The following is a 13,558-nucleotide window of genomic DNA, read 5'->3' as shown; positions in this document are numbered from 1 at the left end:
TTCCAGCGAAGAATTTCTACCGCCCCCACAATCCATCAAACAAAGCCAGGTCGAGTGGCTGATCCACCAAAGCAGCAACCGGCTGAGCAGCCGCCTCGGCATGAACCGGCGGGATTTCCTCAAAACCACCGGTGGAATGGCACTGGCTTTTTTGGCCATGAATCAGGTGTTTGGAAAATTTTTCGATGTGCTTGACGTTGAAGCGGCGGAACCCCAAGCGGTTCAGGCACGCAAAGGGAACGTCCCGTTCATCTTCGATGTACAAACGCACTACGTCAGTTCCTCCTTCAACCAGCCGGGCTGGAAAGAAGGACTCCTGGGCCTGCGACGGCGGGCAAAAGAGATGGGCCTGAATCCCAAGGTCTCCGGCGATCGTGGAACGATGGAAGACCTGAGCCTGGAAAACTACATCAAAGAAGTCTTTCTGGACAGCGACACTTCCATCGGGCTCATCAGCACCCCGCCTGGACCCTATCCATGGGAAGCCGTCGTCCCGCCCAAAGAAATGACGCACATCCGTGATGAAATCAATCGTCTCACCGCTTCCCAACGCATGCTCGCCCATGGGCTTGTCATGCCCCAGTTAGGCAAGGTCGACCTTGATTACATGGATCAGCAAGCGGAGACGTTCAAGGTCGATGCCTGGAAATGTTATACCGGCTCGCCGCCGAAAGGCTTCGAGCACGGCTGGTGGCTGAGCGATGAAAAGATCGCCTACCCCATGCTGGAAAAAGCGAAGGCCCTCAACATCACCAACGTTTGCGCGCACAAAGGTCTGCCGCTCGGCCCGGTTCCCGATTACAACCATCCACGCGACATCCTGCAGGCTGCGAAAGATTTCCCCAAACTGAATTTCCTGATCTATCATTCCGGATTTCTAGGCACATCCCGCATTAATCTTGACGAAGCCAAAAAAGGTGAGATTCCCTGGACCAGCGAATTGTGCCGTTTAAAACAGAAGCAACCGAAACTCAACAATGTGTATATGGAACTGGGCTCGACCTTCGGGCAACTCGTCATCACCGAACCCGTCGTCTGCGCCCACCTGCTCGGACAGATTCTTTTGGCATTCGGACAAGATCATCTTCTCTGGGGAACGGATTCCATTTGGTATGGCACGCCCCAATGGCAGATCGAAGCCTTCCGGCGGTTTCAAATTCCAGAAGAACTCCAGGAAAAATTCCACTACCCTGCCTTAACCAAGGATCTCAAAGCGAAAGTCTTTGGGCTCAATGCGGCGAAATTATTTAAGGTGGATATCGACGCGAATCGGAAAGATGTGCCGGCGGATTATCTCAGCCATATTAAAATGGCCTATCAGGATGAAGGCCCATCCCCCAGCCACCACGCGTATGGATGGGTTACGAAATCAATTAAAGTTTAAAATTTCAATCCAACCTCTGCATTACATATCTAAAAGAGGCATTTCTTTTCATTGCCTCACTGTAAGAATACCCATCCAATATTTCCTTCATTGAAGTTAATCTGGTTTGATTTTTCCGCAAAATTTTCCTGTTAAATTCTTCTTTTCCAATGCACTCTGTATTTTCCATTGGCTTGATGCCAAACCCTTTGCTCCTTCTATCAGTGAGACCAGCTAAATACCAACTTTCAATCTCCTTTTTAACGATCAATATGCACTTTCTATCGATAAAGGGATACTTTTTAAAAATAAGGTTTTTTTTGCTTGAGATACAAGGCATCTCATCCAGGTCTGCCGAAAAATAGAATTCTGCCCCGATTTGCTTAATCGAACGCACATATCTTTTCAGGGTCTTCTCCCAAACGAGTGGGTAAAAGTTAGACCGTAGCGGCTGGGAAAGGCGAGTAGGGCAAGGGGATACAGTGTTTTAAACACGAGAAAAATCTGTCATGATCACCGGATGTCAACGAGCAAGAGCCTGCTGGACACATACCGTTTCCCTGGGTTTTGTCCAAGAGCCACGATCAAGGGAATATTCGGCGATCCGCAGGCCCGGATTATTCGGCTGGGGCGGCGTCAAAAAAAACCGCGTGTGGATGTTGTGGGACCCTCCATCGGAGTTTCTACGATCGCAGGGTCCGGCACATTCGGGACCTGTCCTGTGGGGAGCTGCGCATCTACCTGGAAGTGGAGGTCCGCCGGGTTCGATGTCGCCGGTGTGGCAAGGTGAAGCAGGAAACGTTTCCCTGGCTGGCGACCAACCCGTTTTACACGAAGCGATTTGCCTGGTATGTGGGGCGCCGCTGTCGGGAAACGGCCGTCAAGGACGTGGCCAGGGAGCTCAAGCTCGATTGGAAGACCGTGAAGAGCTTGGAGAAGGAGTATATGCAGGAGCAGCTCCGGCGCACAGGGACGCCGGGCCCCAAGGCCATTGGCATTGACGAGCTCTCCATCAAAAAGGGGCAGACCTACCGGATTGTGGTCAGCGATCTGGTGAGGCGGCGGCCGATCTGGTTCGGAGGCGTCGATCGCTCCGAAGAGAGCCTGGATCGGTTCTACGAGGGGTTGGAAGCCAAGAAAGTGGCTGGCATTCAGTTGGCGGTGATGGATATGTGGCGGGCCTTCGAGAGTTCGACCGTGAAGCATGCGCCTCAGGCCGCGATCTTGTATGACAAATTTCACGTGATGCGGCATCTCGGTCAGGCGCTCGATACGGTGCGCAAACAGGAATACAAGCGGCTGACGGAGAGGGACCGGTCGTTTATCAAGGGGCAAAAGTATACCCTCCTGTCACGAAAGGAGAATCTGACCCTTGAGGGACGACAGGCGCTGAAAAAGCTCCTCGATGCGAACAAGCGACTCCACACGGCCTATGTGCTGAAGGAATCCTTCGGCCAGTTATGGGAGTACCAGACCGAAGGCTGGGCGCGGAGGTTTTTCGAGAACTGGAAAGCCGCATTGAAGAGGCAGCGCCTGAAACCCTTCGAAGACTTTGCGGAGATGATCGAGCGGCACTGGGATGGGATTGCCGCCTATGCCAAGGCTGAGAATAAAGTTTCGCTTGGGTTCGTGGAGGGACTCAACAATAAGATCCGGGTGATTCAACGCCGGGCGTATGGGTTACGCGATGAGGAGTATCTCCGCCTGAAAGTCTTGACCTGTATGCTCAAGCCCATCTGAAAAACAACCCAAAATCACCCACTCACTTTGGAGAAGAGCCTCTTTTCATTTTACTATTATTCAGATGTGCATATGAGCGAATTTCTACAATTCTAGGTTCCAACTTCGGCTTTATTATTTTCTCAAAGAACCTTTCGTCATCTGCCCCTTCAACAAATATTACTATACGGCTCCTATTCATTTTTTAAAAACTCAAAAGATTTTGGACAAACAATTCATCTACACCAATTTGGTTTTTCAGAAAAACCTTTACATCTCTATCATCCTTCGGTCTATTTACAAGAGAAAACCCGCTTTCGTCTCGTGAGATGAGGTATAAGTTTTCAATGCCAGCATGCTTAACTATTTCTGGATTATGAGTGGAAACAATGATTTGCTTCCGAGAGGATGAGTCTCGCATAAGTTCAACAACTTTGGACATAAGATAAGGGTGTATGTTTCTTTCAGGCTCTTCAATGATCAAAAGATTTGAATCTTCAAAATACAATGCAATTATTAAAGCAATTACATTAATAGTGCCGTCAGATATTAATGAAGCCGGCAAATAGTGCTTTTTTGAATACGCCTCACGCAATTTAAATAAAATAGATTTATCTGCATATTTTTCTACACATACATCCTTAATCAACGGAATCAAGTCTTCCAATAAACTCAAAAACTTTTTCTTTTTCACACCATCTTCAATGATATTTTGAACGACGATGGCTAAATTACCACCGTCTTCTTCGAGGTCAGACTTTCCAGTTATAGGGGAAGCTTTTTTGGGCAATTTAGGATCAAAATCATAAATAGATATGGAGGAAAATTGCTTTCCAATTACAGGAGAGAAAATGGGAAACGCTAAAACACTAAAACTTTCGGGAAGTTCCAGATTTTGAAAAAAGTCAGGAACAAAATCTTGTAGCTCAAGATCGAAGCTGCCTTCTTTTTCGAATCCAAAGTCTGGTTTTCCTTCCTTTCTTGATTGCACTACAGAAACCTGGCCTAATTGTTCTTTTTCTTTGAAATTACCCTCACCACCGCTTTTTACCCTGGCTTTTTTTTGCCCCTTTGTCCTCTCTAATCGATATACCAATCCATGATGTTTCAATTCCTCCTTCATTATTGTGTACCCATTCCGACTTTTTTTAAATTTAATTACAAGATTATAACCCCCACTAGAAAATCGAATTCCAAATAGCTGCTCCTTCTTCTTAAGTAAGATACCCTTATTTGCGAGATCAAACTCAACCTTCAGGCATAACTCCTCACAATTCGATTGGTTGATGTTTCGAAGATACTGAACTCCTCCTTGCAAAGAAATTGCATTATTAATATCTTTAGTAGCTATATCTTTTAGAAATTGAAAGATTTGCAAAAAATTTGATTTTCCCGAAGCATTGGCTCCAACAATGACATTGAAATTTCCTAGCCTTAGATTTAACTCTTTAAAGCTTCTAAAATTGCTAGCTTCAATAATATTAATCGCCATTTAATTCCTCGAGTATTATCCTAAAAGTATTTTTTCGACTAAAACAATAAAGAAGTTGTAAGCTGTCCCAACTATAAGCATTCGCTTTGGTAGAATTTCTTTTGTTTTAAGGAGAATAACATTTAATCATGATTAAGCGAACCAGAAGCCCTTTTCATATGGTTAAATTCCTGGAATGCGATTAATTCCCCCTTCTTTCCCATTTTGGTCAGGCAAATCATTCATTGTTTTTTGCCATCCTGATTTTTAAGAGGTCAACTTTTCTGATCAATCCTTCTAATACCATACATCCGGTCTTCGCCGTGTTCGATGAGATAGAGCCAAGCTCTCATCATATTGAGAAGCTGATCGACTGACACACCCCGATTTTTGACAACCTCAGCATTATAGCCATTATATACTTTCTGCACCTATTCATTGTTGGGACCAATGGTGACCACTCCTTCGTTCTATCCCTCAAGCAATCATGAGTGCTAATTTTAGGATGCCCTGGTTCTTGCGAACGTTTCACATTCCAACTCAAGCCAACCATAAAATTCCGGCATTTGTGAATCATCTCTGCTTATGATTAAATTAAACAGTCGGAGATGTCATTCTTCCTCTCACCTGTGAGGTTACCCATGACGACACGACGCTTCTCACCATTTGCTGGTCTCCTTCCCTTAAGCTTTGCCGCCTGCCTGGGATTGGGATTGACGGCTGGCATCGCTCAGGCACAGCTCGAAACTGAACCTCATCCGCTGGACACCTTCATAAAAGGGATCACTAATTTTTCTCAACCCACGGCTATCCGGGGCACCGTCCGATATATCGAAAAGGACCGGCAGACCCTCTGGTTAAATTGGGAACAACGATCAGATGAAAGACCGTTGTTTGAATCAGGATGGAAGCTCGTCCCCGGGGATGCCACCTTAGCGGTCCAACCCAGGGATTCCGAGCAATGGGAAAAACTGTCAAATCTTTCGAAAGGGCTGCCTCTGGAACTGATCGTCCAGGACGACGGAAAAGGTCACCGCCATATTCTCTCCTTCGAGGATATTTCCGGCCCGCCGAAAATCCCGCTCTGACTCCGAATGTATCCCTCTTAGGATCATTCAGAATTATGTGGCTCCTCGCTCTTTCATGTAAGTGCCTGAAAGTTTCGGCTCCCTGGTCCGACGCCTGCCGCCCGGACAAAGGGAGGGACGCTCTCATCCGCTGGCGGGCCTTGTATGAGTGGAGCGAGTTGGTCCGCCCTCCTAAGTCTGGCGTCCCTCCTTTTTTTTATTGAGGCCGGACGGGGCGCCATTGGTTTTTGGGCCTTTTGCCGAAACAAAAGGGCCTCGCCAGCCGGGGCGAAACCCGGCAACACGGAAAATCACGTTGACACGAAAGTTAGGTACAAAAGTCCGATGTGCACACCTGCCAGCGCTTTTTTTCTGGCATCCCCCAAGGATTCCCGATACGCATTGTAAAGCTATAGGGCTAGAACCATAAATTCTGTATGATCCTCTTCTTACCCCGCGCATTATTTCTCTGCCAAATATTCAACCTTTGGGTAGCAGGTGGCGTCTACCCGTGCCAATTGGAGAGTATGGGGAAAAATTCAAAGAGGCGGAAGAGTCTTTTTTTTCGTGTTGACGAGAAAGTTACGGAGCGCCGCTTGGAATTGCGGAGCCCACAATCTGTCCGCTTCTGAAAAACTGACACATGCAGAAGAGGGATTTAATCCTCAGCAGCTGAGCTAAACTTGTTCTGTCAACGTACTAGTTAGAGGGTGCAGTAAAAATTTTACTGTAACGGCAAAAGAAGGATCCCGACCACTAACTCTCACAAGTACAGAATGCCTACTTTCCACGAAATGGCGTATCTGACACAGATACTTCTGCGTTGACACCGTGGTTGCGCAGGAGAATTTCCACGGCCTTTTCTCGTTGCTGCTTTTCTGGGTGAGGCCCTATAATAACGCGTCGGATTGGCAAAGCATTAGATGTCTGATCCTCAAAAAGATGGATGCAGGGCACAACTGCACCGTCGCGAAGATAGCTGTGCGCTCTACGATATGACTTTCCGCTTTGATTCGAGGGGTCTGGGCCGACTTCGACTGAAGGTTCGCTGACTACTATTCGAACCTCCTTCTCCTCAGCAAAACCTCTGTGTTTGCACAATTCTGACAGAATGGTGATCCTTTCGAATGCAGGAATGAATCTCTCAATGTCTCCTGTTTCGAGGTGGGCTAAGAACGCCTCCCTTACATACTGGATACACTCCAGGACTTTTTTGTCTTGAACTTTGGACAACTCTGCCATGTCATATTGCACATCACCAACGAGGATAGTCTCCTCATGATAGATCCGGCCTTCTGCAGTAAGAAGTGAGGCTAGCTCCTTCGTATCAAAAATAATGGCATAGCCCCCATCTGGTCCATATCCACGCCACTGGCTTAACAGGCCGTGTTCGGATATCCATGGATCATCGGTTGTGCAAAAAGAGGTGACGTAGTGGTCCTGGGCCCTACGCTCCGCCTCCGTCAATCCGTCAACCATCTTTCTGAACCAAGAGTCCTGTAAATCTATTCCCCACTGACGTGCGGTCCGGACAAGCGTGGAAAGTTCTGCAGAGCTCTCAACATACCTTTCAAATTCCGGTTGCAGGATGTTTGGGAGTACGCGGTTTAAGAATCCTACAATCTCCTCTGAATCATTCAAAAAAGAGGTGTGGCTGGCCCAAAGCGTTTTGCTTGTGACAATGCCCAAAAGCCCAGATTCATTCGTATAGAGCATTAGGTTTTTGTGCTCTTCATGTAATTTCTTACACATATGGCTCTTCGCTTAAGAGAGAATTGATATAAGGCCGCCATGTCCATCACCCTCACATCGCCGGATCGACCAGGCCTCCGTCGCGCAAAGCCAGATCGCTGACAGGCACCACCGGCATCCCTAACCTCTCCATGGTTGTTCGGGTGATGATGGCGCTACTGCGCTTACTTCAAGTCTGTGATTCCAGAACTCGTGTTTTCCACAAAACCTCGGGCACCAATATGGGGGAGAGTATCTGATTCCAACGGTTGGCTACATCCGGGCTTCGTCGTGTTCGATGAGACTGAACCACGTGGTGATATGGGAAAGGGACTCCACCGACACACCCCGTTTTTTCGCCAGACCGGCTTTATATTCGTCAAAGGCTTTCTGCGCCATTGGAGCTTTCGGGCCGAATGTCAGCACCATATCATTCCATTCGGCTTTTTCCGCATCGCTCAGGCTTTTCCCGTTAGATCTCACCCAGTCGGCAATCTCTGCGTCCGTCCCGCCTTGCAGCACGCGCTTTTCAAAATCCTCTCCTTTGATTTCCAATTTATCCAACAAATATTTATCGAAGCCGACGGTGAGATAATTGTAGTCTTGAATCTGTCCGGCATTCCGCATCCGGACTTTGTCGATGAGTCGTCCGAGATGGCAAAGCCCGCCGACTTGTTCTTTGGGACTGCGTGGATACTGTGCTGTGGTCATGATGCCTCCTGATAATAATAGTGTGTAGAAATAGTCTACCGAAATGCTGATTGGACTGGTTATACCTTGTGAAAGGGACAAAACGAAATAGCCAATGATTTTTGTCCCGGGCTCACCCCTAGTGAACCCTCGGCATCTAGGCCAGTCTTTGGGGAAGCTGGATGCTGCGCCTTGCCTACCCTGAGCGCGGTCGAATGGGCTCAGCATGATAAGAAAGGCGGCACCTGCCTCAGTTATCTGTTTATTATCCTGAGAGAATCGAAGGATCTGTTTCCAATCCGACTGACAAATGCCTGTCGCCATCACTCTCTTATCAAGGAAATCTCCATGAGACGCCGGGAACTTACACTAGCAGCAGGCCGACGGCTCTGGCTTTGTGGGCAGAGGCGGACTGCCACCACTTATCAAACCCCTTGGGTCCGCCAAACGGAAAGCCCGCCCGAACTTCTTTATAAATAGGATACCGATGTCCCCCGGCTTGATGCACCGGCACGGCACGTTCGATCAGATTCAGAAACCATTCCCCTTGGCCTCGCTTCAGCCTCACTTCTTCATCTGTTGTTCGGTTCGGCAAAATGATTTTGTATTGTTCGCCACTTCCTCGATCAACATCCGGCTGCCCGCCGATCCAGACGAATCTTCGCTCTAACCTGGAATGGTCTTCCCGCTCTTCGCTCTCCAAGACCTGCTTGACCCAGGTACGTTTAACCTTGGGTTTCGGGACGCGCTCCGGAAACCATTCACGGACATCCCGGGTCAATTCCAACCCTTCTTTGTAATGCCAAAGCGCCGCTCGCAGACCCTCTCCGATCCATTCCGGCATTGATGCCAGATCATCCACATGAACCAGATCATTTTCCGCGAACCCTCCGAATGCCGGTCCGACGAGGTGAATGCCATAGGCTTGGGGATGTAAGCCGATCGGACTGTGGGCAGTGGTGGTAAACCGATGCCAGAAGGCCGATTGAATGAGGTCATGCGCAAACAATTGGCGTACCCGTTCGAGGCTTTCAATCGTTTCCCCGATTGTCTCACTGGGAAGCCCATACATCAGATAGGCATGAACCAGAATCCCCGCGTCCCGGCAGGCCTGAACGACCCGAACAGTTTGGTCGACGGTAATACCTTTTTTGACCAAGGCCAGCAGACGATCACACGCCGCTTCCAAACCGGCGCTCAAGGCAATGCAGCCGGAGGCGGCCAGCAGACGACACAGGTCCGGCGTAAACGCCGGTTCAAACCGGACGTTTCCCCACCAGGAAATGGTGACCTCCCGTTCGAGCAGAGATAGCGCCAGATTTTTCAATCCCGCCGGCGGAGCGGCCTCATCCACGAAGTGAAACCCGCAACGTCCCGTTTCGGCGATAAGGGCTTCGATCCGATCCACCAACACTTCGCCCGGAGAGACTTCATACCGGCCGATGTAATCCAGCCCCACATCGCAGAACGTACATTGCTTCCAGTAACATCCATGGGCCACCGTTAACTTATTCCAATGTCCATCGGACCAGAGCCGATGCATGGGATTCAACGTATCCAGCACGGAAATATACTGATTGAGAGGTAATCCGTCGTAGGTTGGGGTTCCCAGTTCGACCTGCGAAAGGTCCGGTTCGCCGGCTCCGTTCTGCCAGACGACATTTTGCCCTGAACGAAGAAACGTCCGGCACAGATCGGGCTCTCTCCGTTTTCCTTCCAGGTATTTCAACAGACAGAGGAAGGGCCGCTCCCCATCGTCAAGGGTCACGAAATCAACGACTTCAAACAGACGAGGGTCCCGTATCCGGCGCAACTCCGTATTGGGATACCCTCCCCCAAGCACGACTTTGATTTCCGGCCTTCTGCCACGCAATTGTTGCCCCATCCGAAGAGCGCCATACAGATTGCCTGGAAACGGCACCGAAAATCCGACGACAGCGGGTTGATGCCGGTCCACATGCCGCCAGAGCGCATCCACCATCCACTCGTCAGTGAGACTCATGGGTTGGGCTAGGGCTTCCTCAAGACGATCATAGGAATTCGCCTGCATGGCAATGGATTCGGCATAGCGACTCAACGCAAAGTGGGGCGTAATGGTGGCCTGAACCAGGTCGGCGAGATCTTCAAGATACAAGGTTGCCAGATGCTTGGCCTGGTCGGCTTGATTGTATGCACGATGTTTCCCATCTTGGTTTTCTGAACTCTTTAAGGAAAAGCGTGGACCCTGGGGAAGGAAGGTGCCCTGACAAATGCGCGAAGCCAAGGTGGGATTTCGACCCTGCAAAAAGCTAATCACCGGATCAATCGTCTCGACATACGCCCGCTCCAGACTCAGCATTTGCCGCGCCTCACCAGGCAGTTCATCAAGGGACGTCTTCCGGATTTCGGCAAAGACCCGGCTCAGGCCGCCACGGGAGAACAGGGCCAACACCATTTCAATGCCCACATCAGCCTGATGGGTGCGATACCCTTGTGACCGCAAGAACCCCGTCAAATAGGCCGTGGACGGATATGGCGTATTGAGTTGAGTCAGAGGAGGGATCACCAACAGGATAGATAAATCAGACATGGTATGGTGAGATTCTGGGGGAACAACACGAATACTAATGATTCGCTATTCGCCTATGTATGAGAGTGGCAAGACCTTGTCAAGGAAACGCGGAAAGCTTACCCCAGTTCGACCTGGACTACAACAGAGAACAGAAGAGGCTATCGGGGGAATTCTCAAGGGAGATTCGAGGACCTCCCCGCAAGGAAACCGCTTTTATACGGTTTGAGATTGGGTTTGGGATTGAGAAGCGGTGGAATAACCACTCGTGCGGAAAAATGCCAGGGCGATCAGGTTCGAAAGTTGGTCAAAATGCTCAAGCACCTGGGTTAGAAAATGCGATAAGCCTGTGGAATAGACCTCTTGCAGACTGCCGAATTCCAGATCCGCCGCCAAGGCCCCACTTAATCTGATCGCCTGACGGGTTTCAGCCCTTCGACTACTTCCCGCCAACCGTTCCACGACTTTACTGATTTGCGCCGTCGTATACCGGACCGATCGAGGAAATTTACCATGAAAAAGGAGAAATTCCACGATTCGTTTCGGCACCAACTGTGTGGAATAAAATTTCCGATAGGCCTCGAAGGCACTGGCCGATTTCAACGCGGCCAAACACTGATGGTATTCGGAAATTCTCCTGGGTTCCGTCGTAGGATCACTGAGGACAGGAATATCAATGAGTCGAGCGGTCCGTCCACCCCGCTCAATATTCAGTCCCAACCGGTAAAAATTCCATCCCTCGTCGTGGACCATCGTGCTGCCGACAACCCCGTCCAACGTGTAGCAGGTATTCCGCACATATCTGAGCAAATCGTGTGTATCCGACCACAGATCAAATTCGGTCTTTCCCTTGAGGCTGAGATAAAAATCATTCATGAAATGCCAGACTTCACTGGACAACTGGTCCTGGATCCCGCGGGCGCTGTTTCTGGCCGCCGCAATAAGATTCGTCAGCGAATTCGGATTGTCCCGGCAGAGCGTGACAAATTCCATAACCGGTCTGGTCTGAACTGCCCCAAAAATTTTGGTATAGGCTTCCAGTTCACCGGTGTCTTCCAAATATCGAGTCCAAATATTGGCCTGGTCTTCCTGGGTCGCAATCTCCGTCAGCAAATGAAAATGCACATCCACGAACCTGGCCGTATATTCCGCCCGCTCCACCGAGCGCCCGATCCAGAAAAACGATTCTGCCGTTCGGCTTAACATGGCCTATTCATCTCCATAGAGCACCCATGTATCCTTGCTTCCCCCGCCTTGCGAAGAATTCACGACAAGAGAGCCTTCCTTCAAGGCGACACGGGTCAATCCTCCCAACGACAAGGAAATCTCTTCCCCCCAGAGCACAAACGGCCGAAGATCGACATGCCGCCCGACCAATCGCATATTCTCTTCTCCATCCACGACACACGGATGATGCGAGAGAGTCACCACCGGCTGAGCAATGTAACTTCGCGGGTCCCTCTCTATTTTCTTCCGAAACTCCTCCTGTTCGGCTTTGGTCGAACTGGGTCCCATCAACATCCCATATCCGCCTGATTCCGCCACGGCTTTCACAACCAACGATCCCAGGTGTTCCAATACGTATTTCCGATCTTCCGGATTGCCGCACAAATAGGTGGGCACATTTTGCAGAATAGGTTTCTCGCTTAAATAGTAGTCGATCATTTTCGGCACAAAGGTATACACCGCTTTATCGTCGGCGATCCCGTTCCCGATGCCATTGGCCAGGCCCACATTCCCCGCTCGATAGGCCCGGACCAGGCCGGGAACGCCTAACACGGAATCTTTTCGAAACACTTCAGGATCGAGGAAGGCATCATCCACCCGGCGATAAATCACATCCACCTGTTCAAGACCCTGGGTCGTCTTCATATAGACCTTATCATCCGATTCCACCACCAGATCCCGGCCTTCCACCATTTGAATCCCCATTTGTAACGATAAAAAGCAATGTTCAAAGTAGGCGGAGTTAAATACACCGGGAGTCAGAAGGACGACGGTCGGATTTTCTTTACTCAGGGGAGCCAGCCACTTGAGATTCTCCAGGAGTTGTGTCGGATATTGATCGACAGGCCGGACTTGCATGTCGGCAAACAGGTTGGGAAACAGTTGCTTCATGACCAGTCGGTTTTCGAGAACGTACGACACGCCTGATGGTGTCCGGAGATTATCCTCCAGGACATAGTATTGGCCTTCATGGTTCCGGACCAAATCAATTCCCGACACATGGATGAACACCTCTTTGGGAGGACAAAATCCCACTAAATCTTTCTGAAAATGCACGGAACTTTCTATGAGGTCACGAGGCACCACGTGATCGTTAAGGATCCGTTGCTCGCTATATAAGTCCACTAAAAACATATTCAGGGCCATGACGCGCTGACGGATTCCCTCTTCAATGACTCGCCATTCGAGATCCGGGATGATTCGCGGCATCAGATCAAAAGGAAAAATCTTCTCCGTTTGCTGGAGATCGCCATAGACGGTAAACGTAATCCCCTGCCTCAAAAACGCCTGATCGGCCTGACGCCGTTTCAATTCCAGATCCTTCGAAGAAAAATTCCGTAGCCGTTCCACGAGACGCCGGTAATGACGGCGTGGAACACCGGCCGACTCGAACATTTCATCGAATCCCGGCTTCATTTGATAGTGGTCAAATAACGATTTCACAACCCTATCCTTTAATCTTTGGCCTCTGGACAATCAATAAGACGATCTCACCGAAAATTTCGGTGTAAAGTGTACCATAGGCGACCGACACGATAGCAATGTCCAAAAGAGAACCAGCCTCATGCAGGGCTTGTCCCGACGTGGTGATTGGATCTTTTTAGGAATGCGTAAGGGTGAGGAGAATGATGCAAAGAACGAAGGAGAGTGCTAAGATCCGTTGACCCATCATGTGAAAATGGTCATTTTATTTTTCCGCTTTTCTTGTAGCAAGACAGGCATTCCCTGGGCTATTGATTTTT

General features: G+C 49.4%; 10 protein-coding genes. 3 read left to right on the top strand and 7 right to left on the bottom strand.

Annotated features, from left to right (window positions below):
* Positions 1 to 1,384 (top strand): amidohydrolase family protein (locus H6750_14240; protein MCB9775467.1); only part of this gene is annotated, 1,384 nt, incomplete at its 5' end.
* Positions 1,385 to 1,388: 4 nt separating this feature from the next.
* On the opposite strand, the gene H6750_14235 is transcribed toward H6750_14240, so the two are convergent.
* A complete protein-coding gene (locus H6750_14235; protein ID MCB9775466.1) occupies positions 1,389 to 1,760 on the bottom strand; it encodes a hypothetical protein in 372 nt (123 codons plus the stop codon).
* A 170-nt stretch (positions 1,761 to 1,930) separates the two neighbouring features.
* Here H6750_14235 and H6750_14230 point away from each other — a divergent pair, with 170 nt between their 5' ends.
* Positions 1,931 to 3,103 carry an ISL3 family transposase gene (locus H6750_14230; GenBank protein ID MCB9775465.1) on the top strand — a complete coding sequence of 391 codons (1,173 nt, stop codon included), beginning with the start codon at positions 1,931 to 1,933 and terminating at the stop codon, positions 3,101 to 3,103.
* Positions 3,104 to 3,287: 184 nt separating this feature from the next.
* Here the strand turns inward: H6750_14230 and H6750_14225 are convergent, their stop codons facing one another.
* On the bottom strand, positions 3,288 to 4,574 hold the full coding sequence (locus H6750_14225) for an AAA family ATPase (GenBank protein ID MCB9775464.1): 1,287 nt from the start codon (positions 4,572 to 4,574) through the stop codon (positions 3,288 to 3,290).
* A gap of 620 nt (positions 4,575 to 5,194) precedes the next feature.
* Here H6750_14225 and H6750_14220 point away from each other — a divergent pair.
* Positions 5,195 to 5,641, top strand: coding sequence for a hypothetical protein (locus tag H6750_14220; protein ID MCB9775463.1), 447 nt, complete (start codon positions 5,195 to 5,197; stop codon positions 5,639 to 5,641).
* A 759-nt stretch (positions 5,642 to 6,400) separates the two neighbouring features.
* Here the strand turns inward: H6750_14220 and H6750_14215 are convergent.
* The 5 genes from H6750_14215 to H6750_14195 all read right to left on the bottom strand — a co-directional run bounded on the left by H6750_14215 (position 6,401) and on the right by H6750_14195 (position 13,232).
* The gene (locus H6750_14215) at positions 6,401 to 7,372 is read right to left on the bottom strand and encodes a DUF2971 domain-containing protein (protein ID MCB9775462.1); all 972 of its coding nucleotides are present in this window, start codon (positions 7,370 to 7,372) and stop codon (positions 6,401 to 6,403) included.
* Between the two features lie 252 nt (positions 7,373 to 7,624).
* Positions 7,625 to 8,062, bottom strand: a complete 438-nt coding sequence (locus H6750_14210) for a DUF5069 domain-containing protein (GenBank protein ID MCB9775461.1) — start codon at positions 8,060 to 8,062, stop codon at positions 7,625 to 7,627.
* Between the two features lie 343 nt (positions 8,063 to 8,405).
* A complete protein-coding gene (locus H6750_14205) occupies positions 8,406 to 10,610 on the bottom strand; it encodes a radical SAM protein (protein ID MCB9775460.1) in 2,205 nt (734 codons plus the stop codon).
* Between the two features lie 195 nt (positions 10,611 to 10,805).
* A complete protein-coding gene (locus H6750_14200) occupies positions 10,806 to 11,795 on the bottom strand; it encodes an alpha-E domain-containing protein (protein ID MCB9775459.1) in 990 nt (329 codons plus the stop codon).
* A gap of 3 nt (positions 11,796 to 11,798) precedes the next feature.
* The gene (locus H6750_14195) at positions 11,799 to 13,232 is read right to left on the bottom strand and encodes a circularly permuted type 2 ATP-grasp protein (GenBank protein MCB9775458.1); all 1,434 of its coding nucleotides are present in this window, start codon (positions 13,230 to 13,232) and stop codon (positions 11,799 to 11,801) included.
* Positions 13,233 to 13,558 lie beyond the last annotated feature (326 nt).

Source organism: Nitrospiraceae bacterium, assembly GCA_020632595.1.
Classification (GTDB): domain Bacteria; phylum Nitrospirota; class Nitrospiria; order Nitrospirales; family UBA8639; genus Nitrospira_E.
The sequence above is the reverse complement of the archived record's forward strand: the minus strand, read 5'-3'. Positions and strand labels throughout refer to the sequence as shown.

Excerpts from the sequence above, each read along its gene's own strand:
- H6750_14225 (MCB9775464.1), bottom strand. The coding sequence starts at position 4,574 with ATGGCGATTAATATTATTGAAGCTAGCAATTTTAGAAGCTTTAAAGAG.
- H6750_14220 (MCB9775463.1), top strand. The coding sequence starts at position 5,195 with ATGACGACACGACGCTTCTCACCATTTGCTGGTCTCCTTCCCTTAAGC.
- H6750_14215 (MCB9775462.1), bottom strand. The coding sequence starts at position 7,372 with ATGTGTAAGAAATTACATGAAGAGCACAAAAACCTAATGCTCTATACG.
- H6750_14210 (MCB9775461.1), bottom strand. The coding sequence starts at position 8,062 with ATGACCACAGCACAGTATCCACGCAGTCCCAAAGAACAAGTCGGCGGG.
- H6750_14205 (MCB9775460.1), bottom strand. The coding sequence starts at position 10,610 with ATGTCTGATTTATCTATCCTGTTGGTGATCCCTCCTCTGACTCAACTC.
- H6750_14200 (MCB9775459.1), bottom strand. The coding sequence starts at position 11,795 with ATGTTAAGCCGAACGGCAGAATCGTTTTTCTGGATCGGGCGCTCGGTG.
- H6750_14195 (MCB9775458.1), bottom strand. The coding sequence starts at position 13,232 with ATGAAGCCGGGATTCGATGAAATGTTCGAGTCGGCCGGTGTTCCACGC.